Here is a 24,957-nt window from a genome sequence, read left to right on the forward strand (position 1 = left end):
TAACAGGTATATGTCGTAGTACCTTAAGAGAAAGCCGTCCTGCAAGGACGGGGTTTTAAACCCAGATTTTTGATAAACTCAACCATAGCACAGGGCAGCGATTGCAGACATACCGTATTTTTCTGTCATTTCATCAAAGCCTGTTACCAGTTCATTGAGCAAGGAAACAACTTCTTGAACGGACATTGTATGTCTCATAAATTAAAGAGTTATCTCTCACCATTAGTAGCGATCGCATTTCAGTAAGCCAAAGCTTTTCTCCTCAAGGGGTTCTCACCATTTTACTATAAAAGCAGACCTCAAAGTCATAAAAAAGTTGGCATCAATTTATTTATTTGTGACCCCATCTTCCAGAGACTTATACTTCGACCCATCAGGCATAACAGCACCTGCGAGCAAAGCACCGCTCAAGTCAGAAATGCTAACTTTAGCACCTTTTAGATTTGCACCACTTAGGTAGGCACTATTCAGATTAGCACCACTCAAACTAGCATTCGTCAAATTGACACCGCTCATATTTGCGTTACTCAAGTCCGCACAAATTAAATTAGCGCCGCTGAGGTTGGCACTACTGAGATTAACCTGACTCAAGCGAGCAAAACTCAGGTTAGCCTCACTGAGATTAGCACCACTCAATTTAGCCTGACTGAGGTTAGCATTATTGAGGTTAGCGTGGCTCAGATTGGCATTACTGAGGTCGGCTTCACTCAATTTGGTTTCACTTAGATTGGCCCGATAGAGATTAATAGCTACTAAGTCTGCACCAATAGCATCTAGACCTCTGAGAGAAACACCATCTTCATTCAAATCTTGGAGTGCCAGAATTCTTGCATAGCTAACTTTTACGCCGTGTGCTGCATCAACTATACTCCAAGCTTGGTAATGAAATTGCTTCCGGCGATCCGGAGCTTCTTTAATGAATAAAATTAAAGCAACGACCATACTAAGAGCATCAACACTCTGCACAATCTCCCCAACCAGAGAATTATCGTCTGCCGCCACATAAATTATGATGAACAGAACGGCTGAAACACTAGCAACTAACCAGGCGGGTTGTGCCCAAAAATTATCAATGAATTTTTCTAAAATTCCTTTGAGAACTTCACCCAATCGCTGAATGAATGATTGACCTTGAAATTTCTGATAACTATCAGTTATTTTCGAGAGCGTTTTTTGGACAATTTCACCAGCCAACTGAATTGATACTAAAGGCTTTTTCTGTTCCTCGGTTTGCGGCGCGGGCTTAGATTCGTTCAGTAATTGTGTCTTTGATTCTTGTGGCTGATGGTGGGTGACCTCTTTTTCATCTGCGACAACCTTTGGTGAAGAATCTGCACCTGCGCCTTTTAACATCAAACCAGTAATTGCTCTGTAGGCATCTGTCCACGCCAGCTTGACTTCGGGAGTCCAATCTTCTTGGAGATACTGCTCAAAAGACATCAGCAGTGCGTCTCCAACTGGACCATAATATTTGGGAATTACTCCATAGCCGATGTGTCTGCCTCCCAAGGCCTTGAGAACTGGCCCTAAAGCTTCTGGAGAGCGGAGATTTTCTACTACCAATACCAAAGCATTTATGAGCTTTTTCTGTTGCTTTTCTATATCGATATTGGCAAACAGCGGTTTAAATTCTGGGTGGGCGATAAAGAGGTTTTCGTAGAAGCTAGCAGCAAATTCATCAGCACGAGGTTTGATTTTATCGAAACTGCTTTCCAGTACCTCTACGGCTAATTTTTGCTCTGTTTGGGGAACTGATTCTAGTTGGTGATTAGCTGCTATACTTACCTGTTTATCGGGAATAATCTCTGTTTCTAATTTAACTTCTTCAGGTGTAGTTTCTACACCTGCGCCTTTTAACATCAAAGCAGTAATTGCTGTGTAGGCATCTGTCCACGCCAGCTTTACTTCGGTTGTCCAATCTTGCTGGAGAGACTGCTCAAAAGCACTTAGTAATGCTTCTCCAACTGGACGGTAATATTTGGGAATTACTCCATAACCGATGTGTCTGCCTCCCAGTGCGTTGAGAACTGGCCCTAAAGCCTCTGGAGAACGGAGATTTTCTACTACTAAAACCAGAGCACTTATGAGCTTTTTCTGTTGCTTCTCCATATCAGTTTTGGCAAACAGCGGTTTCAACTCTGGGTGAGCTGTAAACAATTTTTCGTAGAAGCTAGCCGCAAATTCATCAGCACGAGGTTTGATTTTATCGAAACTTTGCTCTAAAAGTTCCACATTTAAAGACATATTTTTGTTTCTCTCTTGAAAGTTGACGCTCCCTTGTCTTTCAGACAGGGTTTTTTAAGTATCCGGCTCTGATGAATGCTTTTGATAGAGTGTTGGAAGAGAGTTTACTCGCTGACGCCAGAGCCAGATATTACAAACTCAAATTTTCCAATTCTTGAGACACCATAGCCATAAACTCTCCTGCATCGTTTATGCCCATTTCTCCTAAAGCTTTCCACTCTTCACTGCTGTAATCTAAATCGAGTCCCATCACCTCTTGAGTCCAATAGGGCAAATTGGATGGGTTTTCCATTAGCTCAGAGGTTATTTTTAAGAGTTCTGTTCCGGTCATCTTTTTTCTAACCTTTGTCACCAAGCAAAAGGAGAGCAATTTTGCCAGGTTGCTTTCCGGTGGAATTGATATCAGAAATGCCATATTTTGGGCTAGGATAAACTTGTCTAACTTCATTGGATATTTTCCTCGTTTTTCGAGATTCAAGTAAGGTTTTTTGGGAGATGGCGGAGAGCAAGTCCAGGAATTAGGCAAAAGTTCAAATAAACCGGGTTTTTCTACGGGGAGAAATAGTCAGAAAGCCGAAATTACGTCAAAGAAGCCCGGTTTTTGTGTAAGTCCTAAACTTATGACTCTCGCTGAAGATCGTAAATCAATTGCCAGAAGTTTTGCTAGAAATTTTCTTTCCTATAGCCAAACCCGTATTTATGGCAGAGATTTCTCAATTGTAGCGAGAGTCCAGGAGGGCCGCAGAAATATACGTCAACTTTATTGGGCGCGTGTTGCTGTGCTACATCGCGGAAAATCTCTTCCCAGTCTGGACGACCAGTTTGTGTACGGCTCTTTAAACCTGTAATCAAATCAACCTGCGTCTGAGAATGCATCAAATCCATTGCCACAAATAGGGTGCTGGATTTCATATCTGACTTTTGCTGGGCACCTGTCAGATACAAATTAATGTCAAATAAGTTGTTAGTGTCTTGGGCTTCGATTCTGGATAAGAGTTCCACAAACCATTCAAACGCTTTTTGCTCTCGGTTGAGCCAGTAAAAATGTACCTTTTGCAAACGCATTCCTGAAGAACCGTGTTGGCTTCGGTACAGCATACTTTTGAGAATAGAGGCAAATGGAGTTACGCCAATACCCGCACCGATTAGAATAGCGTACTTAGATTGAAAGATATGGGTAGTCGGTGTCCCATAGGGTCCATCTAAATGGACAAGCACTCCCGGCTCGTATTTAGAGTTACCTGACCGTATCCATTGCTCGTGCTGTTCTCGGAAAAGTTGATATAATTTTCCAGTCCAACTGCCCGCAGAGCGTATGTGTACAGATAAGACATCCTGGATTTCGGGGGCGCTACTAATTGTGAATGGATGCCATTCATATTTGGAGAGACTGGGACATTTAACAAACACGTAGTCCCCTGGTTGATAGTGGAAAGATTTCGGACGTGCAATTTCCAAACCTAGAACTTTGGAGGGGAGTAAAGAGGCATTAACTACATAGGCAGGCTCTTTTGTATTCTGCCGGCGAATAACCAGTTCGATCGCGAATCCCACAACAGGTAACAACACCCACTGCCAAAAAACTGGTCCGTGAACTAACGCCAGGGCAAACCACCCGACGTACAACATATGAGCTGTATAGAAAAGCGCAAATTTTCCGCCTTTGCGGATTGGAGCTTGCGCTGTCACCCACATAACGCAGAAAACTAGCAGTAATAAAAATCCTGACAAGCCAGCCTTCGTTGCAAAAAGACTCTCGGCAAAGGGAACCGGCAATGTGGTGTAATTGAGAAAATGCGCGATCGTATGGACGATCGCAAAGACAAACATGAATTGACCCACGAGCTTGTGAAACTCGATGCCCTCATCTATCGGCAGATAGTTGTTGATGCTCGTTTTGCGAAGCCAAGTCATAAAATGCCGCAACATGGGAATTAGGATCAATGCCCCGTTGAAGTTGAGCGCTGCGCCACATCCCCGCGCAATTTGAACGTACAGGTTTGCGCCTTGACTTGCATATCGATCGACCGCCCCAAAGAAAAGCAACAAGTTGGCAACAAGATAGAGGGACAAAAAAGCGATCTTGACCCAGTTGTTTTGAATGTAATGCTTGATGTACGCCTTTCGCGACCTTTTCTCTTTGGGCGCAACTGCTATGGCGTCGTCGTCTGGCTGGCGAGGTTTTAACCAGCTAACGGGGCTAACTGCCATCGCCTCAAGCAGATCCGGATGCTTTGCGATTAAACCTTTGAACTCTTCAAAAGAAATTTCGCCACTTTTATCGGTATCAGCTTCTAAAAACAAAATGTCAACCAGACTGGTAACTTGTTCCGGCGGAAAGGTTAAATTATTTTCCTTCAAGCTAGCAGCAATCAAGTGAGAAACTTCGTCTTTTTCGATGGAACCATCCCCGTTTATGTCGTGCAATTGATAAGCAAATTTCAGTTTTTTTTCTTCCGTTGCAAAGACAAGTTCTTCTACTGTTTTCAAAAATTCCTCAATGTCTATAACGCCACTTTTATCGTTATCAAACATCGCAAACATTCGCTCGGCAAAATATTCGTCTTTCAGCCCCATAGCTTTCTTAAACTCTGAGCGATCGATTTGTTGGTCTTTTCCAGCAATCTTGGTAAAGACTCGTCGCAATTCCTCTAAAATTTTTCTCGGAGTATCCATGGTTAAATTAACCTCAGTCCTTTATATGGAGTTTGTCCAATTAATCGCCGCCAGTGAAGGAGCAAGCTAAAACTATCATGCCTGCATTCCTACATACAGTAGTTGGACAAATAAGCGGACACCATATCATCAATTTTTAAAGTTGAATAAGATGGAGCTTCACTTTTACCAATCCCACGCAAATATGACAGCAGTTCGGATGGAACTGGCAACTAAAGGAGCGTCGAATTTTATAGGTTTCAAAGTCTTTGTACTTAATGCAGGTTGCTGAACCTTCGGCAACTATTTTACCATCTTCCTCTGCTGTGGAACAAATAATTTTAATGGCGTCGGGCAATTGTAAGTAGGTAGGCGGAATTAAACCGATCTATGTAACAGTATGTAAACAGGGCTGACTTAGCCACGCTTAGGGAATTTGGATATTTTACAATCGTTTACATAATTGCGTTTTACAGCGCCTACTTACTTATTCGCCAACTCAGAGAGTTAGCAGCTACGATGTGCCGATACGAAACAATGGCGTCATGAATAGTGCCGTAAGCCCAATTTGCAAACAGGATTGCTTCTTTGTTGACTTCATGCGAGTGGAACATTAGACCTCTTGCAAAAATCCTTTTCATCAATTGATGGGACGGGCAAGATGCCCATCCCACAAGAGTTATTTTTTGTTGTGGGATGGGCCGAAGAGCCCGTCCTATTTATTTTTGCAAGAGGTCTATGGAAATCGATACTTCCGTTGGCAACGCAGGTAGCGATCGCGCGACCTTATCCCTGGGAAAGTGCAACGTCAATTTATTGATTTACCAGTTCTTTCCCAAGTCTGCTTATAGCTTTCGAGGTATGTTCTAAATTCCAGATGCAGGGTATCTATACCCTCTTTTTCCCGTAGTGCTAAGATGGCGAAATTCAATTATTGACAGGCGTCAAAGTATAAATCCAGATTGTTATTAAAGGCTCGAATATTTATGATGCGAGCATTCTGTTCAAGTCTGTCTAGCCAAACAAAACATTGGCTTTTAACTTCCCAAAGGGGTAACTTTGTCAGATCCTTGGCTAGGCTTGGCGATGTATATGCCTGCCAAAACTACAGAAAAAGCCAACCAGTTCAGAGGGCTTAACTCTTCCGAAAAGATTATCCAAGCAAGTATGGCAGTAATCACTGGATCTACCAACAAGAACACGGCAACGAACCCAGAAGAAAATCCTTTGAGGTTATAAGCCTGAAGGCTTTGACCCACAATTTGGCAGACCGAGGCTTGGGCAATTATTGCCAACCACCCAGCCCAAGAAGAGGGAAAAAGTACATCTTCCGTTAGCAGAACGATCGGGAAAGTTAACACGGTCCCGAAAAAGGAACACCACAAAAGTATGGTTGTCGCTGAAAACTTGGCTCGAAGTTTTTCTACAGTCAGCAGATTGGCCGCAGAAAAGACGGCCGATAGGATGGCAAGTGAGTCACCTGTAAAGTTATCACTCCCTATATGCAAATCACCTAGTCCAATTAAGATCGATCCGCTGATGGCGACTACCATGCCAATGAGGAATCTGCCATCAAAAGATTGACTGAGAAACAGCCATCCTATCACCGTGGTGAACAGCGGGGTTACGTTATGTAATAGATTAGAGTTTGCCACACTGGTCTGAGTTAGAGACCAAGCCCAACTGATTAAGGTGCTTGAGAAAAAAACACTCATTGCCAGCAACAAGACTAGATCGCTGCTGGTGTAATGTTGCTTTTGGAGGGGGGAGTCGGGGGAGTTTCTTTCGCTCAATGTCTTGAACAGATTCCCTAATCCTAAGATCGCAGTAGCTACCCAGAAGCGATTGAATATTGTTGCAACCGGACCGAGTTCCCGTTCGCTCAATCGGATGAAGATGGCGGCAAAGGATAAGGCAAAGATTGCGAGAAATAAGGTAATTAGTCCGATAGTCCCTTGAAGTCGCTGCCCGATCGCACCTGGTGCCTGCTCTATCTGTTCCTGTGATGGTTTCACTTCAATTGTCATCTTCACCCCTCAAAGTAGTAATTGCGCCACGCAAAAAGTGGCGCAAGCTAATAGCATTACTCTTGCATTCCCGCATACAGCAGTCGGACAAATAAGCGGACACCATCATCATTTTTTAAAGTTGAATAGGAGGGAGCTTCACTGTTACCGATCGCACGCAAATCCGAGAGCAGTTCTGGATGGAACTGGCAAGTAAACGAGCGTCTAATTTTCTTAGTTTCAAAGTCTTTGTAGTTAATGCAGGTAGCCGAACATTCCGTAACTATTTCACCATCTGCCTCTGCGGTCGAACAGAGAATTTCCAGGGAATCGGGCAGTTGTATCAGCCATGACAGAGCGCTACCAGCGATGATGTGCCGATAGGGAACAATAGCGTCATGAATACTGCGGTAAGCCCAGTTTGCAAACAATATTGCTTCTTCGTTGACTTCATCCGAATGAAACATCGAAGTTGATATTTCACGCTCGTATTGAATCGTTGTGTCAATCACACCTTCATGTGCATCAGCAGTTACATCGTGGCCATGAATGAGTTCCCAAGGAATACCCAAGGCATCGCCGTCGGGAGACTGATAAGGCAACAACACGCGATCGCCTACTTCTTTTAATTCATTGCGCGTCACGGCAAAATGCTCGTCATTCCAGCCATTGGCAACAACTCGTCCATCACGCTTTTTGACTTCGAGTGTCTTGCCCATTGCTTCGATGCGCTGGCAGACTTCTTGCAACGATCTCAGACCCATCCCTGAGCGATCGCGATCCAGAGATGTCGTGCCCAAAACTTCTTTGACTGCACGACGGATCAGCCGTATATGACATTCCGCAGCTAACTGGTGTCCCACACAAATAAAGATGGCAGCAGCACTGGTGGGCGATCGCGAGATCAATAGTTTTTCCATTAATGCAAACATATCCTCTCGCGGACACGCCGGACTTGTCCAGGTGGAGGCATCGTATGTTGATGGATCGCCACCTTCGACGATTACGGCATAACCAGAGTTAATTGCGGGAACAACTATTTCTGGATCGAGGACTCCTGTTGACCAAACAGGTAGTAATACTGAGTCGATATCGGCGACTTTCTGAGCAATGTAGGCGACATTTTTGGAAGCCCGAACATCTTCGCCCTTAGCGTTAAGGCCTACGTGTTCCCAAGGTTCGATGATAGTAATACAGTTGCGTAACAAATAGGGATGCAACAGTAGAAAATCCAAGTCTGACCGTGAATTAATCACTTTTTCTAAAGGCTTGGCGTGTCCCCACTCAAAAATGCCGTCGCTGGCAAATAGTTGTTTTTCTACCAAGGGGTCTTCTGAGGTTCTATCGGCTAAAAAACGACCTAACAAAATATGTGCTGATTCAAAATCCGATCGGCTTTCATGCAAGTAGCCCGGAGTGAGTCGCCAATCGGCTGTGGTGGTTTGATTATTGTTAAATTTGATAGCTTCTACCATTTGACATCTACAATTTATAATGCTAAAGTAATAAGTTGATTAGTTTGATTATGTCTTTATTCCATGTTCTGGGGATTTTAACCAGTTAGTCAGAGCGATCGCTGTTGATTTAACAGCAGCGCCCACCCTTGCCCGGAAAATTACAAGCACATAGACATGAATCTTGTGTTGCCCTTCATAATGAACCTTACCATAATGGTTGAGGTTAAACAAGTAATCGGTGGCGACTAAGCGCTTATCGTTTTCGGTTACCTATAGCAATCCTGAATCATTTGTGAATTTCTTACTCCCTCCCCTTGATAAGGGGAGGGTTGGGGTGGGGTAAAAAATTTACGACTCCTGCAAGGATTGCTATATATCAAATGCGATCGAGCATTTGGGTCCCGGTTTCCGATGACTAATATCCCAGCGATAGTCTTTCGGGTCAAGCGTGCGATTTTTGCCAGAGAGCGTTTCCTCCATAGATGTAAATAAAAGAGTAGACCTCTTGCAAAAATAACTAGGACGGGCTCTTCGGCCCATCCCACAAGAGTTATTTTTTCTTGTGGGATGGGTCGAAGAGCCCGTCCAATAAATTTATGAAAAGGACTTTTGCAAGAGGTCTAGTAGAGTTGGTTTTCGGTTGTGCAAATTTCCTAGGTTTTGTGCCTTGACTACCCCTACCCCAAGCAAAGATGTTATGGCTTATTGAGCCAAAGTTTAGATTTGAGCAACGTTAAGGTTAGCAACCAACCCATAGGTTGATATGTACTCTTCTAACTCTGCTAAATCAACACTGCCATTTTTATCGGAGTCAAGATTATTAAAAAGATAATCAGTGATGTAGCTTCTGACTTCTTCAGAGCTACGTTCGCCTGTTGTCATATCTTCGATTAGCCCTAACAGCTCCATAATCTCAGTACGTTCGAGCGCCTTACTTCCATCCGTATCCAATTGCAGGAAAAGCTTTTTGATATCTTCTGTCGCCACTCTCGAAGAACGCAGTGTTTCTCTCAGTATGTCATTGCCAAATGAATTCATGAACAAGATCTGTTCGATGAGCGGTATGCAGAAGAACCCCAGCGCTGCCCAAAAAACTGCATATTTTACGGCTTCGGGATTTGCAGTTGCACTAACTCCGATGAAAAGAGCCGCCCAAAGGAAAAAGTTGGGATTCACAAGCAGGATATAAGCATCTCGAGCTTCTGCCTTACTTAGCTTGCCTTTTGTAAATACTGAGGTTAATGTAGCTACTAGGCGCATCGAGACAAACACTAAAGTTGCAATTGCTAGTTGTTGCAGACAGGCTAGGGAGCGGTTCGGATCGGTTGAAGAAAATATATCCGAAATGAAGGTTGAGGGAGTAAACTGAAAGCCTGTTGCCAAGGCCATGAATGCGACAGCAAGCACTCCGATGAATTTCCAGTTTTTACTGTGGTGGTTTGATTCAACCGGGGATTTGTCGCGCCAAAACTGGGCGATCGCACCCGGTATTGCCAGACCTAAAATTAGAATGACGCCGAAAAAGATCAGGCTGTCAACATTAATGGGTAAATTGGCAACCTTCAATGTAGCCAGAAGCGCCAGTGGAGCAACGATTGATAGGGTTCTTGACAATAAAGCCGACGGATAAAGATTACCGCCCCAAAGCACGGATAAAACAGGGGAAGTAAGGGCTGGCGGAACCATCCAAAACAGCACCCACAAAACTTTGTACAAATCGGCTTCAGTCTGATACAAAAATCCAGAAAATATTAAAAATAGCCCAACTACCCATCGCACTGCCATCCACCCGTAAACTAGATACTTCACAGTAGAGGTTACTTTGCGTTTACTCGCAGCAAAGTCAATGTCTAGGTAGGTATAAAACGTTGAGGCGGCAAGACACGCAACGATTATTGCTCGAAATAGGGCGGACGGAATAGCTCCTGCTGCGGCAGTGATTGCCCCTAGCAAGCTTCCCAGCAAGAAGGCAGCGGCATAGATCAAAATCGCCCACATAATTGAAAGATCGTTGATCTGTTTACGCAGCGAAGCAGCACCGCCAGATTCCTTGTCGCGAAAATTGACGAGATCCACACCGCTGAGAGCTTTACCGTTGGGAAGTTTCAGGTGTTTATAAGCTGTCGGCGGTAGACCGCTTAAATAAAGTGCTAGAGGCTCCAATACATATTGGTGGCACACTACTAGAACTGTTTCTCCCCGTTCCAAGTGCGGTACTATTTTGTCTTCGTAGAAACGGGCAGCGCGAGAGTAAACTTCGGCAATCTTTTCGCCAGCCGGAGGTGCTTCGTTATGTGAATGCAACATTTCCTCGAAGCCTTCGTAGCCCAAGGCTAGACGCAGCAGATTTAGGTTGCGACCCGCAAAAATGCCAAAGGATTTCTCGCTAATTCGATGATCTATCTCAACGGGGGTATTTGGCGACTTTAGTGCTTGACTTTCAGCAAGGGCGATTTCACAGGTTTGCCGTGCGCGTCTCATGTGGGAGACATATACTGCGTCAAACTTTGTACCTTTTTTCTTCAGGTCAACACCTGCACGGCGCGCCTGCAACCGGCCAAAGGATGTGAGGTCAACATCCAGAACTCCTGCAAAAATGTTGCGTTCGTTACTGGTACTTTCACCGTGCCGAATAAAGTAGACACGTCCTAGCTGTTCTGCATTGAATTCTTTTGGTGATGCGGCAGAAGTTGTTGTGGCTGCATCATCGAACTTACTTGTAACTTCGATCGATCCATTTTCGGTACTTTCTACCTGGTCATCTAAGTTTCTAGTGTTCATTATTTACTTTTACTACCCCTTAAACAGGATTTAGATTCTTTTCCACGATTGAAGTTTCAGACTTTTAAGTCTGATTAGTTAACGACCAAAAGCACTCTACCACGAAACCGCGATCGTAGACCGTTCCGATCGTATACTTTGCACGGTCATAAACTGTGCTTTTTGTCCAGCCAATATTCTGGGTAAATCACCAGAAGAAAAAAATTAAATTAGTTTAGTTTCTCGCCGCTAAACCCTCCACAAAATACCAAACAGTAGGTAGAGAACAATAACGACAACGCCAAGAATGCCGAAGTTAAGCAAAAAAGCACCCCATCCTGGAGCCGAAAAAATGGCTAACAGAAACGTAGAACTGCGGATCGTCGTCATTTGGAAACCGACTCCATAGAGCCGTAAAGTATGTAAAAAATGGTGCTTGACATAGTTTGAGATAAATGTTAATTAATAAAAGGGACGATCTTTCAAAAATAAAAATATAAAAAAACTAAAACAAGCATTTAGCTCCGGGATTTACTAGAGAAGACTTCTCGATCGCCACGAAGCACAGTTGCTTCACAGCCAATCATAGATTTTTCTGTTTTATATTTGTTTCACCCCTGATGAATGAATCCAATAAAACGACGATGGCGATCGCCTCATTATTTGTCGGTGTAGTCGCCATATCTTTTGGCTCTATCTTCATTAGATGGAGTGAATCTGAACTCAGCCCCAATGCTACAATATTCAATCGCTTTTGGCTAGGTAGTGTCGTCTTCGGGCTGTGGCAAGGATACAAGGCGATACGTCAGAGACTTTCTGGTGACAAACCCGTTCAACAGCATTCATACACCAGTCAGGAGCTTTTGCTATTGCTGGGTGCTGGGACTTTTTTTGCTGCCACCTTAGCCTTTGTAGCTTGGTCGCTGACTCAAACCAGCGTCGCTATCTCGACAATCCTACATAATCTTACCCCGATATTTACGAGCTTAGGAGCTTGGTTGTTATTCGGTCAAGGCTTTAACCGCCAATTTCTGATTGGGATGGTCGTCGCCATTGGCGGAGCGATCGCCATTGAAATCGAGCAGATACAAATCGCAACTGGTGAGGTAACAGGAGGCATAGCTGCGATCGTCTCTGCGGTTTTTATGGGTGCATATCTGCTGGTGGTAGAACAACTGAGAACCAAATTTGACCCGATCACAATTCAGTTGTGGGTTTGTGCGATCGCTACCCTATCCATCTTGCCTATGCTGGTGTTCGCTCAAGAGCGGGTTTTTCCTTCTTCAGTGAATGGATGGCTGTTCGTCATTTTTCTCGCTCTCGTCTGCCAAGTTTTAGGTCAGGGACTTTTAACATATAGCGTTGCTGGCTTGTCCTCAGTGGTTGTCTCCTTAGTACATTTGTTAGAGCCAGTATTTAGCAGCATTTTGGCTTGGGCAATATTTTGGGAAAAGTTAAGTTTCTCGAATTGGGTAGGTTTTGCCCTAGTTCTCATCGGTCTATACCTAGCCGTATCTAGCCAAGCTGCTGTTCGTCTCCCACAAAATCGCCTAGAGAGCGGGTAGTCACCATTAATTACTGTTTGTTTCAACGGTAAGCAACTGAAAAAGACTTGGCTCAAAAAATCAGCACAACTCGATGTCAACACATTTGCTAAAAAGTATGACAGCCAAACTGGAATTAGCACAGCAACCGTCGTCCAGAACACCTGCTCGGATCGCAACTGCTTCATTATTTGCCAGCCTGATCCCCCTATCTTTAGCACCAATCCTCGTCAAACTGTGCGAACGAGAAATAAGTTCAAATGCCGTAGCATTCCATCGCGGCTGGATCGCTGCCATCGTCTTTGGCTTGTTGAGCACAGTTGAGGCTTTGGACCGCCAAAAATCCGAGCGCCAACCCGTAGAACAGAAGCCTTTTACGAGACGAGAATTCGGGCTATTGGTAGCATTGGGAACTTTCGGAGCGACCTACTTCCTGCTGTGGTCTTTGTCGCTGACTCAAACCAACGTTGCCAACGTTACGTTATTTTGTGGTTTGAACCCACTCTTTGTCGGTTTGGGGGGGTGGTTGTTATTAGGTAGGCGGTATAATAGCAGATTCATCATTGGCATGATCCTGGCAGTGGCGGGAGCGATCGCTATGGGATTGGATGACGTGCAGTTCGCCACCAACCAAGTACAAGGCAATGCCGTCGCCTTGCTATCGGGGATTTGTTTTGCTGCGTATCTGATACTGCTAGAACTGCTGCGAGAACGATTTACCACGGCAACCTTATTGCTGTGGCGCTGCGCCTTCACGACTATGTTTGCGTTTCCCGTCCTCGCACTCGCCGAAGAAACATTGTTTCCCCATTCCTGGATGGGGTGGTTTTTCGTAATTTTGCAAGCCCTCTTGTGCCAAGTGTTGGGTCAAGGACTTTTGGCTTACAGCCTCAGCAGGCTGTCGTCAGGGTTCGTCGCCGTCACGCTGCTTTTCGAGCCAGTCCTTGCCTCAATCTTGGCTTGGGTAATTTTCTCTGAACGCTTGAGTTTCTTTGACTTGATGGCGTTTGTCGTGATTTTATGCGGTATCTATGTAGCTCAATCGAGTCAATCTGCAGTTAAAGAAACCCGCGAATTAACTTGACATACTCCCCCGGCTCTTATCACGGGGGATTCTAAGCTCAGACAGCAATTGCAGGCGAAGCCTGTCTAACATCACCTAACTTAACGGTTGATGCCAAGAAAAACCAGCAAGTTATTCTTGGCTGCATTCTCATCTCTATCATTCACCTTCTGACAGGACGGACATCGCCATTCTCTTGTGTTCAAATCTAAATCTTTCAGGACGTGTCCACAGTGTGAACAAGTCTTACTAGATGGATACCAACGGTCGATGAAAACCACTTCTTTCCCTTTCTTCTTAGCAACCCATTCAAGAATTTGAAGAAATTCGCCAAACGCAATGTCTGAAGTTTTACGTCCCCAAAGTCGTTGCATTCCTTTTAGATTCAACGTCTCAAAGCACAGTATATCGAACTTATCAGTTAGTTCGCGAGCCAATTTCCAAAACCAATCAGAGCGACGATTCACTACATCCTCGTACTTGCGAACTAGATTGAGTCTTGCTCTTTCCCGGTTCGCTGAGCCTTTCCGTTTTTTGGAATGCTGACGACTTGCTTTCTTAATAGCGTTAAGGGACTGTTTTAGAAATTGCGGTGATTCGATTTTTGTTCCATTTGAGCAGGTGAGAAACGTTTTTAATCCGAAATCTTGCGCCAGCGATTCTACTCGTCTCGACTTTGGTTTCAAGCTCTCCAACGGTGTCAACGACCACAACTATAAATAGCTCTCCTAAGGTCGTGCGCTTAATAGTTAACGTCTCGATCGTCCCCTCTATCTCTCTGGAATTCCAATACTGATAAATGCGATTCCCAATCTTAATTCGATTACCGCCTAAGAATTTGTAGCCAGCTTGCTTGAGAGTGAACGATTTGTATCTGCGAACCTTCTTAAATCCGGGCGGTCTAACTCCCTTCTTGTGATGCTTAAAAAACAGTTGGTAGGCGATCGAGATGCGTTGGCAGATATCCTGTACAGATTGAGAGCCGACCGTTTGCCAGAACGCTTTACGCTTTCTCAGTTTGGCAATATGCGATTGAAGTTTTGCACAATTCAAATGCTTTCCCCACATCCGGTAGTACCGTTTATGGAGTGCAATGCAATGGTTATAAATCACCCCGGCAGCATTGATACTTCGCTTAAGGTGTTTATTCCGCTTGCTTTGATATAGCTTGAACTTCAATGTTTTCATACTGATTACGATAACATAATAGGATAGCAATTGGGTAGCCAAATGACCAGAGAAAGATTAAGCGTTCATATTGCAGTGAGTCGGTTAGAGAAATTGCGGAGAATTGCCAAGCAAGAAGAAAAACAATGACTCAACTTATAGAAAACTGGATTGACAAACTCAAAGAGAAAAAGCCGTCCTAGAAGGACGGGGCTTTAAACCCAGCTTTTTGGTAAAGAAGTCCTTAAAGGCTGCCGCCGCCAAAAAAAGCTTTTTGCTGTTCGGGTCGCTTGGTCTCCACAATCTCAGCAATGGTGTGGAAGAAGCGCCACACCCAAGATCAATGTAATAGCGGAAGCTGAAATCAATACTACCCAAATCCCCAACGCATCTGAGGCAAAATTTTAGATAAAGAAAGCCCAGCTCGCTCTCGCCCTCGCAAACCAACAGATTTTGGACATGGGCAGCAGCTTAACGTCTATATAGCTTAGGACGTAGATCGTGGATCAAACTAATAAGTTTTGTATAAAACACGCCCTGTAATTCGAGAACTATCACTTTTGCACCTGCATGACAGCCAAAAAGATTGTGCTAGAATCCTCAATACATAGTCGTAGGTTGGGCACAGGCCGAGAAGAGCAATCTTCTTGCAGTCTAGGGGAGGTTGTAGGTCAGCCACCATTTGGGTCTTCCCAGTTGAAAGCCACCCTGCAACGGCAGCCTAGAATCTGCAACCGCTTTTCCAGTGCGGCAGAGCGGTTGGGAGTGTCACGCTAGAATAAGCAGTACGAGTAGGGACACGGCATTGCCCTGTCCCTACGAGAACAAAAACGCTCGTTGTGCGAGCGTGACCTCGAAACGGGCACTTAGCAGCAGGTGATGGGAATAAATCATGTTTGAACGCTTCACAGAAAAAGCAATAAAAGTAATCATGTTGGCCCAGGAAGAAGCTCGCCGCCTGGGTCACAACTTCGTAGGGACAGAACAGATCCTCCTGGGTCTGATCGGTGAAGGAACCGGGGTTGCAGCTAAAGTCCTCAAATCAATGGGGGTCAACCTCAAAGACGCTCGGATTGAAGTGGAAAAAATCATCGGGCGCGGTTCCGGCTTCGTAGCAGTAGAAATTCCGTTCACCCCCCGCGCCAAGCGGGTTCTAGAACTATCCCTAGAAGAAGCTCGTCAACTCGGACACAACTACATCGGTACCGAACACCTGCTGCTGGGCCTGATCCGCGAAGGTGAAGGAGTAGCGGCTAGAGTCCTAGAAAATCTGGGAGTAGACTTGTCGAAAGTCCGTACCCAAGTGATTCGGATGCTGGGAGAAACCGCAGAAGTCGCAGCCACTGGCGGCGGCGCTCGCACCAAAACCCCAACCCTCGACGAATTTGGAGCCAACCTCACTCAAATGGCGGTCGATGGGAAACTAGACCCAGTAGTCGGACGCCAAAAAGAAATCGAACGGGTAATTCAAATCCTCGGTCGCCGCACCAAAAATAACCCGGTGCTCATCGGGGAACCCGGAGTCGGCAAAACCGCGATCGCCGAAGGTCTCGCCCAGCGCATCGCTAACAACGACATCCCAGATATCCTCGAAGAAAAGCGCGTCGTTACCCTCGACATCGGCTTGCTGGTTGCGGGGACGAAATACCGGGGCGAATTTGAAGAACGCCTCAAAAAAATCATGGACGAAATCCGCACGGCGGGTAACGTGATTTTGGTGATTGACGAAGTGCACACTTTGATCGGTGCAGGTGCGGCTGAAGGGGCGATCGACGCGGCGAACATTCTCAAGCCGGCTTTGGCAAGAGGCGAGCTCCAGTGTATCGGCGCTACCACCCTCGACGAGTACCGCAAGCACATCGAGCGCGATGCAGCCCTAGAACGGCGCTTCCAGCCCGTCATGGTCGGCGAACCCACTGTTGACGAGACGATCGAGATTCTCTTCGGTCTGCGGGAACGCTACGAACAGCACCACAAGCTGAAAATCTTGGACACGGCCCTGGAAGCTGCAGCGAAACTCTCACATCGGTACATCTCCGATCGCTTCCTCCCAGACAAAGCAATTGACTTGGTAGACGAAGCTGGTTCCAGAGTCCGCTTGATCAACTCCCAACTGCCCCCCGCAGCCAAAGAACTTGACAAAGAACTGCGCCAAGTCCTCAAAGATAAAGACGAAGCGGTGCGTTCTCAAGACTTTGACAAAGCCGGCGAATTGCGCGATCGGGAAATGACCATCAAAGCCGAAATTCGCGCTATTTCCCAAGCCAAAAAAACCGACTCGGCCCGCACCGGCGAAACAGACCCATCGCCAGTAGTCACCGAAGAAGATATCGCTCAAATCGTGGCAAGCTGGACGGGCGTCCCGGTAAACAAACTGACAGAATCCGAATCCGAAAAGCTGCTGCACATGGAAGATACCTTGCACCAGCGCTTGATCGGGCAGGAAGAAGCAGTGAAAGCCGTTTCCCGCGCCATCCGTCGCGCTCGCGTCGGCTTGAAAAATCCCAATCGCCCGATCGCCAGTTTCATCTTCTCCGGGCCCACAGGCGTAGGCAAAACCGAACTCACCAAAGCCCTAGCCGGCTACTTCTTCGGTTCCGAAGACGCGATGATTCGGCTGGATATGTCCGAATACATGGAACGCCACACGGTTTCTAAACTCATCGGTTCTCCTCCGGGCTACGTCGGCTACAACGAAGGCGGCCAACTCACAGAAGCAGTCCGGCGCCGTCCTTACACCGTCGTGCTGTTCGACGAAATCGAAAAAGCCCACCCCGATGTCTTCAATATGCTGCTGCAAATATTGGAAGACGGCCGCTTAACAGATGCCAAAGGTCGCACCGTGGACTTCAAAAACACGCTGCTGATTATGACCTCAAACATCGGTTCTAAGGTGATTGAAAAAGGCGGCGGCGGCCTCGGCTTCGAGTTCAGCGAAAACCAAACCGATGCCAATTACAACCGCATTCGCTCCTTGGTTAACGAAGAACTCAAAAACTACTTCCGCCCCGAATTCCTCAACCGCCTAGACGAAATTATCGTCTTCCGCCAGTTGAACAGGGAAGAAGTGAAGGAAATCGCGGTCATTATGCTCAAAGAAGTGTTCGGCCGCTTGACAGAACAGGGCATCACCCTGGAAGTGACCGAAAAATTCAAAGAACGGCTGGTAGAAGAAGGCTACAACCCCAGCTACGGAGCCAGACCCCTGCGCCGCGCCATCATGCGGTTGTTGGAAGACAGTTTGGCTGAGGAAATCCTTTCTGGCCGGGTCAAAGACGGCGACACCGCTGTTGTTGATGTGGGCGAGGACGGAATTATCAAGGTAGTGCAAGGTCAAAAGCGGGAATTGCTGCCCCAAGGCGCTGAGTAAGATTGAGTGGCGTGCGATCGCGAGTAAAGTTTTGAAATAACCAATCTCGCGATCGCCAATAATTCAAAATCCTCACGTAAAAAAGGTAGAGAATTTAAATTCTCTGCCTTTTTTATGAGTTAATATCAATCAAAGACTTATATCATGTCCGGTCGAGCGACCGCGATTTTTGTAGGGGAGGGTTCGCCAACAATGCCTGCCAACAATCTCCCATCTCAAAAACCCGCCCCGACCGGGATATTATGGTTAATCGATCGGACATGATATTATTGCATAAATCTTCGATCGATCGGGAAACCGCAGATGCAACGCAGAGGATTTCAAGATAGGAAAGCGAATGCCTGCACTTCAAGTCTAGTAATGAACAGCGACATACTTCAATGGTAAGCTTTACTGCATTTAAATTGTATATGTGGGGCGGGTCCGCGTGCCGTGCCCGCTCATGGTTTGATTATTTCTTGAGCTGCAATTTAAATGCTGAGCGAGCTTAATTAGATAATTAGTGGCAACTATATAGCGAGGAGTTTCATGACATCTGAAAAAAATAATTTGGGTACAAAAGTAGCAGAAAATCCGCCTGAAACCTGGTGGCAGAAAGCGTGGAAGTCAAGCTTTGAAAATCTTCAGATAGTGATTATTGCTTTGAGTTTAGCAATAGTGATTCGAGCCTTGGTCGCCGAACCGCGCTACATACCCTCAGATTCTATGGTACCAACTCTGCACGTGGGCGATCGCGTCGTAGTCGAAAAAATCTCCTACCACCTCCAACCGCCAAAAACTGGCGACATCGTAGTATTTGCCCCGCCCGAACAGTTGCAAGAACAAGGCTTTACCCAAGACCAAGCATTCATCAAGCGGATAATTGGCTTACCGGGTCAAACCGTCGCTGTTAAAAAAGGTTTAGTTTATCTCAACGACCAACCCCTCGTCGAAAAATATATTGCCGAACCTCCTAAATACCAGTGGGGGCCTTATTGCGTCCCAGAAAATGAATACTTTGTGATGGGAGACAACCGCAACAACAGCAACGACTCCAGCAGGTGGGGATTTTTACCTAAGGAGAATATCATCGGCCGTGCTGTAGTGCGGTTTTGGCCTCTAGAACGCATCGGGGAAGTTTAAAGAAGTCATTAGTCATCAGTCATCAGTCATCAGTCATTAGTTATGGGTTATTGGTTGGTTGTTAGTTTGAATAACCAATAACCAATAACCAATGCCCGATGCCCAATGCCCTGCGCGGGCCGATGCCCGATGCCCGATGCCCGATGCCCAATGCCCTGCGCGGGCCAATGCCCATGCCTTATGCTGTACGGAAATTTCTACTTATTCTTGTGCCTTAAGGGGTACGGACTTCCTCCGGCAACTGATAAAATGGTACAAAAAGCAGCGGGATTTCTCGCCTAGATCAAAATTAGTAGAATATTAAAAAATTAGGAAAGCTATGGGATTTTTTGATTCAGAAATTGTTCAGCAAGAAGCCAAGCTGTTGTTTGAAGACTATCAATCTCTCATCAAACTAGGCGGCAATTACGGCAAATTCGATCGCGAAGGCAAGAAAATGTTCATCGCTCAGATGGAATCAATGATGGAGCGCTACCGTATTTTTATGAAGCGCTTCGAGCTGTCTGAGGACTTCATGGCTCAGATGACTGTAGAGCAGTTAAAAACACAGCTCAATCAATTTGGCATCACGCCCCAGCAGATGTTTGAGCAAATGAACTCAACGCTGGAGCGGATGAAATCTGAGCTGGAAAAACAATCCTAGCGAGCAGAAGGAAGAAGGAAGAAGGAAGAAGGAAGAAGGAAGAAGGAAGAAGGAAGAAAAATAAAGTATTCCCAATGCCCAATGCCCAATGCCCAATGCCGAATGCCCAATGCCCAATGTCCAATGCCCAATGCCCAATGACTGATAATTAAGGCCGCTCAAAAGATGAAGCAGGTTTGAAACTTTCTGCGGGAACGCCTTCCAAAGCTTGGCTCATAAAATCGCGCCAAACAGGGGCGACAATAGTACCGCCAGTAGCACCGTAGCTCATCGGTCTATAATTGTCGTTGCCCATCCAAACAGCCACGGACAACTGCGGCACGTAACCCACAAACCAGATATCCCGTTCTGAGGAAGTTGTACCAGTTTTCCCAGCAGCAGGCCGCCCAAGTTGAGCCGCTCTTGCCGTTCCGCTGGTAATTACCCCTTGCAGGGCGCTGTTGACAGATGCCGCCGCCCAGGAATTGAGAACTAATTTGGGTTTGGGCGTATTGTCGAGCAAGACGTTGCCGCTGCTGTCAGTGACTTGCACGATAAACGTGGTGTCAGAATGCCAGCCGTTGTTGGCGAAGGTAGCAAAAGCTCCGGCCATTTCTAAAGGAGTTAGGTCAACGGCACCCAAGGGCAAAGAAACCACCGGTTCCATCGGACTTCTGATGCCGAGTACGCGGCAAATCTCAATCACTTTATTCAATCCGACTTCTTGGCCAAGCTTGACGGCGGGAATGTTCAGAGATACTTCCAAAGCTCTGCGGATGCTGACGGCACCGGAGAAGCCGCCACCGTAGTTTTGAGGGTAGTAGTAGCCGTCGCCGTCGCGGTAGCCGACAGGGGAGTCGTAGACAACTGAATCCGGGCCGTATTTGCCGCTAGCAAAGGCAGCGTAGTAAATAAAAGGCTTAAAAGAAGATCCGGGCTGGCGGCGTGCTTGAATGGCGCGGTTGAACTGACTCTTTTCGTAATCGACGCCGCCCACCATTGCTTTGACAAAGTGGGTGCGGGGATCGACGGCGGCTAGGGCAATTTGACCTTCGTCGCGATCGTAAAACAGCCCTTGGTAGTAAAGCCTTTCGTGCCACGCTTTGACGGTTTCTTCGGCTATGCGCTGCATTTTGAGGTCGATCGTGGTTTGAACGCGCATTCCTCCCTTAACCACGGCATCTCGCCCGAAACGCCTCGTCAGTTCCTGGACTACGGCTTGTGTTACGTAAGGAACTTGAGAGCCGCCAAAAGAGGTAATTTTGCCTAGCTTAATTTTTTGCCCTCGCGCGGCAGTCTCTTGGGCCGGCGTAATCCATTTGAGCTCCTTCATGCGGTTTAAAACGATTTCCTGCCGGTCTTTTGCCAACTTGTAATTGACGAAAGGACTGTATTCTTCGGGGGCAGAAATTAAGCCGGCCAGCATGGCTGCTTCTGAAAGAGTCAAATTATTTGCTGACTTGTTGAAATAGCTTCGAGAGGCTGTCTCTACGCCGTACAAGTTGTGCCCTAAGTAGATTTGATTTAGGTATAGTTGCAGAATTTGGTCTTTGTTGAGAATTTGCTCCAAGCGGATAGACATTACCGCTTCAGCTACCTTGCGACTAAATTTTGACTGGGGAGAAAGAAACAGGTTCTTGACTAGCTGCATAGTCATAGTCGAGCCGCCTTCAACGGTTCTACCTTTTTCTAGGTTGACTATGAGAGCTCGGGCTATCCCGCCGGGGTTGATGCCTTTGTGGGTAAAGAAGTTGCTATCTTCTATCGCCAGAACGGCCCGTTTCAGGTTCGGGGAGATTTGGTCAAGGGGTACGACATCCCGGTTTGCTTCATCGTGGATGCTGGCTAGGGGCTTGCCGTTGATGTCGTAAATGTGGGTAGTTTCTGTAGGAGAGTAGGTTTGCAAGATCCGAACATCTGGCAAATTGCGGAAGCTGATCGCTAAGCCAACCAGTCCGCCAGCGACTACGGAACTGGCAAGCATTGTCATGCTGAGTATGGTTCCGGCGGTCACTTTACTGACTGACTGAACAAACTCGAATACGGGGGCTGAGTTTTCCGTGTTTTTGCGGACTGCGTTGGTTGACACGTGGATTTCACTTCCTCACTCGATTTGGGGTGTAAGACTTTTAATTTTAGATGCGAACCCTAGATACTGTCAGCTAATGAAAGCCGGTCAGCTTTGGGATTATAGTAGCTTGTTGACGTACTTCCCGGCATAAATGCACATGGATTCTCAAAGGATGTTACAAGGCAGACTGAAGCCGTGCCTCTCCACCGCAACTTCGCTGCCTCGTTGACTCTTAACTAGACTGTTCCCAGTCCCCGTCAGACCGTCTCCACAGGCAATTTGAGCCGCGCTGCGTCCCAGCGCAGAGATTCCGCGATTGCGGATCACTTGTGCGGCCGCTACGTCTCGATGAGTCGTGTAACCGCATTCAGGGCAGGAATGAACTCTGTCCTTTAATTCTTTTTTTCCGCTATGCGTATCGCATTGGGGACAAACTTGCGAGGTGTAATCTTTGTTCACCCTGTCAAAGTAAACGCCACGCTTCCAACACACCCATTGCAGGATTGAAACAAATTGCCCGAATCCAGCATCTAAGATATGTTTACCCAGCATTCCTTTCGCCCAGACTCGAAAGTCGATATCTTCGACAAACATCATCCCAGCATCTTCACAAAGCGAGTGTGCTAGTTTGAAATGCCAGTCTTTTCGAGTATCGGCAATGCGTTGATGCAATCGTGCAATTTGCCGATTTAATTTGTGCCGATTGCTGGAGCCTTTTTGCTTTTGCTTCAATCTGCGTTGCAGCAATGTCAGCTTGCGGTGCAGCGAATCTAAGAATCGAGGACGTTCAATCAACGCACCATTGGAGGTGGCAACAAACTTGTCTAGACCTAAATCCAATCCTACGGGATAACCCGATGGTAAAACATCGGGCACATTCACGTCACATTCTAGTGTCAATATCACAAAATACCCGGAAGCCTTGCGAACAATCCGAGCTTGTTTAACTAAAAAACCGTCGGGAATCTTGCGTGACTTGACATACTCTAACCACCCCAACTGCGGCAACTTGATTTGATTGTCCTTCAGGAATTGAGCTTTACCCAGTTGCGGGTAAACGAATGACCGAATTTTGTACCGATTTTTGAATCGGGGAAACCCCATTCCCTTGCGCTTCATATCAATGAATGCGGTTTCAAGTTTTCTCAGGACTTGTTGCAGCACTTGGGCGTTAACAGTTTTCAGTTCTGGATACTGCTCTTTGGCAAGTGTTAAAGACTTGGCTTGAGCATTGTAGTTTGGGTAGAGTTCATTAGCTGGAATGATGTACTCAGAGATGATTGAACAAGCATTCACCGGACACTTGCGAGAATTAATCCAGTATGAGCGCTCACGCAGAGCAAAATTCCACACTTTTCGGCACAAGTCTAGGGTGTGTTCTATTAGCCGAATCTGCTCATTTGTGGGCATTGCTTTGTACTCGTAAGTCAGGGTTAACAGGGTTCAATCACCTCCTTCTACAAAATTTTACATGATCTTGTAGGATTATTTTAAAAGCGGTGACTGGGAGCTTAAAAGCTGCTGCTGCGTTTCATCCCCGGCTGGAAAGACCGGGGTTCTCACGGCTTCGCGCTATAGTTATGTTTTTATGCGTCAACCAGTGAGTGTAACTAATTCTGCTGCACTTTGGCAAAACAATGATGGACGATCGCTCCCCGATGATAACTCCTAACCTTTCAGCGCTTTACCGCGGCGTCAGCGAGATTTTTCCCGATCGACCTGATTCTAGCAACCCTGACGAAAATTTAGCCCAACTGCTGGCAAAAGTCGATCGACCGTTGCGCGTCAAACTCGGAATTGACCCGACAGGCCGTGACATTCACTTGGGACACAGCATTTGCGTCCGCAAGCTGCGAGCTTTTCAGGATGCCGGTCACACAGCGGTACTAGTCATCGGAGATTTTACCGCAAGAATTGGCGATCCGACAGGGAAATCTGAGATGCGCACCCAGTTGACGGCCGAACAAGTGGCGGAAAATGCCAAGACTTATTTAGACCAAGTGCGTCCGATTCTAGATTTTGACACACCCGGGCGTTTGTCCATTCGCTATAACTCGGAGTGGTTGTCAAAATTGGACTTGGCGAAGATTTTGGAACTGCTGGGGACGATGACGGTGCAGCAGATGCTCGCTAAAGAGGGATTTGATAACAGGATGCAGCAGGAAAATCCAATTTATCTGCATGAGTTTCTGTATCCGCTAATGCAGGGTTACGATTCGGTGGCTTTGGAAGCGGATGTTGAATTGGGGGGAACCGACCAAAAGTTTAATATTGCGGTGGGGAGAGATTTGCAGCGGCATTTTGGGATGAAACCGCAGTTTGGTTTGCTGATGCCGATTTTGATCGGGACTGACGGCGCACAGAAGATGTCGAAATCCTTGGGCAATTATGTGGGTTTGTCGGAAGACCCGCTGACGATGTATTCTAAGTTGGAGAAAATTGCTGATAGTTCGATCGCCCAATATTTTGAACTATTGACAGATTTGCCGCTTGATGAATTGCCAGAAAATCCGCGAGAAAAACAGAAACTTTTGGCGGTCGATGTGGTAAGTCAGTATTGCGGGAAGGAAGCAGCCGATCGCGCACAACAAGATGCAATTGCGCTGGTTAAAGGTGCTGCGGGACAAGCTGATGCTGTAGCGGAGTTTTCTTTGGCAAACGTCCAGTTTCCGGCTAAGTTGTTTTATATTCTGAGTGCTAGCGGGCTTTGTAAAAGTAGCGGTGATGCGCGGAAGTTGATGCAGGGCGGCGGGGTGAAGTTGGAGGGCGATCGGGTTTCTGATGTTAATCTTACTTTTGAATCACCTGCTGATTTATGCGGTAAGGTTTTGCAGGTTGGGAAGAATAAGTTTGTGCGATTGGTGTCTTGAATCTCT

17 protein-coding genes are annotated in these 24,957 nt (G+C 46.3%); 8 read left to right on the forward strand and 9 right to left on the reverse strand.

What is annotated here, in order from left to right; genetic code table 11:
- Positions 1 to 327: 327 nt before the first annotated feature.
- The 3 genes from QUB61_RS02275 to QUB61_RS02285 all read right to left on the reverse strand — a co-directional run bounded on the left by QUB61_RS02275 (position 328) and on the right by QUB61_RS02285 (position 4,920).
- Complete coding sequence (locus QUB61_RS02275) at positions 328 to 2,244, reverse strand: pentapeptide repeat-containing protein (protein ID WP_333123192.1); 1,917 nt, start codon at positions 2,242 to 2,244, stop codon at positions 328 to 330.
- Positions 2,245 to 2,374: 130 nt separating this feature from the next.
- Positions 2,375 to 2,692, reverse strand: coding sequence for a hypothetical protein (locus tag QUB61_RS02280; RefSeq protein ID WP_333123190.1), 318 nt, complete (start codon positions 2,690 to 2,692; stop codon positions 2,375 to 2,377).
- Positions 2,693 to 2,907: 215 nt separating this feature from the next.
- Positions 2,908 to 4,920 (reverse strand): EF-hand domain-containing protein, encoded by a 2,013-nt coding sequence (locus QUB61_RS02285; protein ID WP_333123188.1) that lies wholly within the window; start codon positions 4,918 to 4,920, stop codon positions 2,908 to 2,910.
- A gap of 717 nt (positions 4,921 to 5,637) precedes the next feature.
- Between QUB61_RS02285 and QUB61_RS02290 the strand changes: the two genes are divergently transcribed.
- The gene (locus tag QUB61_RS02290) at positions 5,638 to 5,769 is read left to right on the forward strand and encodes a hypothetical protein (RefSeq protein ID WP_333123185.1); all 132 of its coding nucleotides are present in this window, start codon (positions 5,638 to 5,640) and stop codon (positions 5,767 to 5,769) included.
- 167 nt (positions 5,770 to 5,936) lie between these two features.
- Here QUB61_RS02290 and QUB61_RS02295 read toward each other — a convergent pair whose 3' ends face one another.
- The 3 genes from QUB61_RS02295 to QUB61_RS02305 form a co-directional block, all read right to left on the reverse strand.
- On the reverse strand, positions 5,937 to 6,926 hold the full coding sequence (locus tag QUB61_RS02295; RefSeq protein ID WP_333123182.1) for a DMT family transporter: 990 nt from the start codon (positions 6,924 to 6,926) through the stop codon (positions 5,937 to 5,939).
- A 56-nt stretch (positions 6,927 to 6,982) separates the two neighbouring features.
- Positions 6,983 to 8,380 (reverse strand): hypothetical protein, encoded by a 1,398-nt coding sequence (locus QUB61_RS02300; protein WP_333123179.1) that lies wholly within the window; start codon positions 8,378 to 8,380, stop codon positions 6,983 to 6,985.
- A 699-nt stretch (positions 8,381 to 9,079) separates the two neighbouring features.
- A complete protein-coding gene (locus tag QUB61_RS02305) occupies positions 9,080 to 11,143 on the reverse strand; it encodes a histidine phosphatase family protein (RefSeq protein ID WP_333123176.1) in 2,064 nt (687 codons plus the stop codon).
- A gap of 599 nt (positions 11,144 to 11,742) precedes the next feature.
- Between QUB61_RS02305 and QUB61_RS02310 the strand changes: the two genes are divergently transcribed.
- Positions 11,743 to 12,687 carry a DMT family transporter gene (locus QUB61_RS02310; protein WP_333123173.1) on the forward strand — a complete coding sequence of 315 codons (945 nt, stop codon included), beginning with the start codon at positions 11,743 to 11,745 and terminating at the stop codon, positions 12,685 to 12,687.
- A gap of 97 nt (positions 12,688 to 12,784) precedes the next feature.
- Entirely contained in the window at positions 12,785 to 13,750 is a 966-nt protein-coding gene (locus tag QUB61_RS02315; RefSeq protein WP_333123170.1) for a DMT family transporter, read from the forward strand.
- Between the two features lie 80 nt (positions 13,751 to 13,830).
- On the opposite strand, the gene QUB61_RS02320 is transcribed toward QUB61_RS02315, so the two are convergent.
- The gene (locus QUB61_RS02320; RefSeq protein ID WP_333123167.1) at positions 13,831 to 14,415 is read right to left on the reverse strand and encodes an RNA-guided endonuclease TnpB family protein; all 585 of its coding nucleotides are present in this window, start codon (positions 14,413 to 14,415) and stop codon (positions 13,831 to 13,833) included.
- Positions 14,416 to 14,644: 229 nt separating this feature from the next.
- Here QUB61_RS02320 and QUB61_RS02325 point away from each other — a divergent pair, with 229 nt between their 5' ends.
- From QUB61_RS02325 to QUB61_RS02340, 4 genes are all read left to right on the forward strand, one after another.
- Positions 14,645 to 14,896: a hypothetical protein gene (locus QUB61_RS02325; RefSeq protein ID WP_333123164.1), complete on the forward strand. Its 252-nt coding sequence runs from the start codon at positions 14,645 to 14,647 to the stop codon at positions 14,894 to 14,896.
- An 892-nt stretch (positions 14,897 to 15,788) separates the two neighbouring features.
- Positions 15,789 to 18,266 carry an ATP-dependent Clp protease ATP-binding subunit gene (locus QUB61_RS02330; RefSeq protein ID WP_333123162.1) on the forward strand — a complete coding sequence of 826 codons (2,478 nt, stop codon included), beginning with the start codon at positions 15,789 to 15,791 and terminating at the stop codon, positions 18,264 to 18,266.
- Between the two features lie 528 nt (positions 18,267 to 18,794).
- Positions 18,795 to 19,388, forward strand: a complete 594-nt coding sequence (lepB, locus tag QUB61_RS02335; RefSeq protein ID WP_333123159.1) for a signal peptidase I — start codon at positions 18,795 to 18,797, stop codon at positions 19,386 to 19,388.
- A gap of 319 nt (positions 19,389 to 19,707) precedes the next feature.
- Positions 19,708 to 20,031, forward strand: coding sequence for a DUF1825 family protein (locus QUB61_RS02340; RefSeq protein ID WP_006632589.1), 324 nt, complete (start codon positions 19,708 to 19,710; stop codon positions 20,029 to 20,031).
- A 148-nt stretch (positions 20,032 to 20,179) separates the two neighbouring features.
- Here the strand turns inward: QUB61_RS02340 and QUB61_RS02345 are convergent, their stop codons facing one another.
- Together QUB61_RS02345 and QUB61_RS02350 are read right to left on the reverse strand one after the other, a co-directional pair.
- Positions 20,180 to 22,099: a penicillin-binding protein 1A gene (locus QUB61_RS02345; protein WP_333123157.1), complete on the reverse strand. Its 1,920-nt coding sequence runs from the start codon at positions 22,097 to 22,099 to the stop codon at positions 20,180 to 20,182.
- Between the two features lie 147 nt (positions 22,100 to 22,246).
- Positions 22,247 to 23,521, reverse strand: coding sequence for a transposase (locus QUB61_RS02350; RefSeq protein ID WP_333123365.1), 1,275 nt, complete (start codon positions 23,519 to 23,521; stop codon positions 22,247 to 22,249).
- A gap of 197 nt (positions 23,522 to 23,718) precedes the next feature.
- Between QUB61_RS02350 and tyrS the strand changes: the two genes are divergently transcribed.
- Positions 23,719 to 24,951, forward strand: coding sequence for a tyrosine--tRNA ligase (gene tyrS, locus QUB61_RS02355; protein WP_333123154.1), 1,233 nt, complete (start codon positions 23,719 to 23,721; stop codon positions 24,949 to 24,951).
- The last annotated feature ends 6 nt before the right edge of the window (positions 24,952 to 24,957 follow it).

Origin of the sequence: Microcoleus sp. C2D2 (assembly GCF_036702495.1) — a bacterium.
Taxonomy (GTDB): domain Bacteria; phylum Cyanobacteriota; class Cyanobacteriia; order Cyanobacteriales; family Microcoleaceae; genus Microcoleus.

Excerpts from the sequence above, each read along its gene's own strand:
- QUB61_RS02275 (WP_333123192.1), bottom strand. The coding sequence starts at position 2,244 with ATGTCTTTAAATGTGGAACTTTTAGAGCAAAGTTTCGATAAAATCAAA.
- QUB61_RS02280 (WP_333123190.1), bottom strand. The coding sequence starts at position 2,692 with ATGAAGTTAGACAAGTTTATCCTAGCCCAAAATATGGCATTTCTGATA.
- QUB61_RS02285 (WP_333123188.1), bottom strand. The coding sequence starts at position 4,920 with ATGGATACTCCGAGAAAAATTTTAGAGGAATTGCGACGAGTCTTTACC.
- QUB61_RS02290 (WP_333123185.1), top strand. The coding sequence starts at position 5,638 with ATGGAAATCGATACTTCCGTTGGCAACGCAGGTAGCGATCGCGCGACC.
- QUB61_RS02295 (WP_333123182.1), bottom strand. The coding sequence starts at position 6,926 with ATGACAATTGAAGTGAAACCATCACAGGAACAGATAGAGCAGGCACCA.
- QUB61_RS02300 (WP_333123179.1), bottom strand. The coding sequence starts at position 8,380 with ATGGTAGAAGCTATCAAATTTAACAATAATCAAACCACCACAGCCGAT.
- QUB61_RS02305 (WP_333123176.1), bottom strand. The coding sequence starts at position 11,143 with ATGAACACTAGAAACTTAGATGACCAGGTAGAAAGTACCGAAAATGGA.
- QUB61_RS02310 (WP_333123173.1), top strand. The coding sequence starts at position 11,743 with ATGAATGAATCCAATAAAACGACGATGGCGATCGCCTCATTATTTGTC.
- QUB61_RS02315 (WP_333123170.1), top strand. The coding sequence starts at position 12,785 with ATGACAGCCAAACTGGAATTAGCACAGCAACCGTCGTCCAGAACACCT.
- QUB61_RS02330 (WP_333123162.1), top strand. The coding sequence starts at position 15,789 with ATGTTTGAACGCTTCACAGAAAAAGCAATAAAAGTAATCATGTTGGCC.
- lepB (WP_333123159.1), top strand. The coding sequence starts at position 18,795 with ATGACATCTGAAAAAAATAATTTGGGTACAAAAGTAGCAGAAAATCCG.
- QUB61_RS02340 (WP_006632589.1), top strand. The coding sequence starts at position 19,708 with ATGGGATTTTTTGATTCAGAAATTGTTCAGCAAGAAGCCAAGCTGTTG.
- tyrS (WP_333123154.1), top strand. The coding sequence starts at position 23,719 with ATGATGGACGATCGCTCCCCGATGATAACTCCTAACCTTTCAGCGCTT.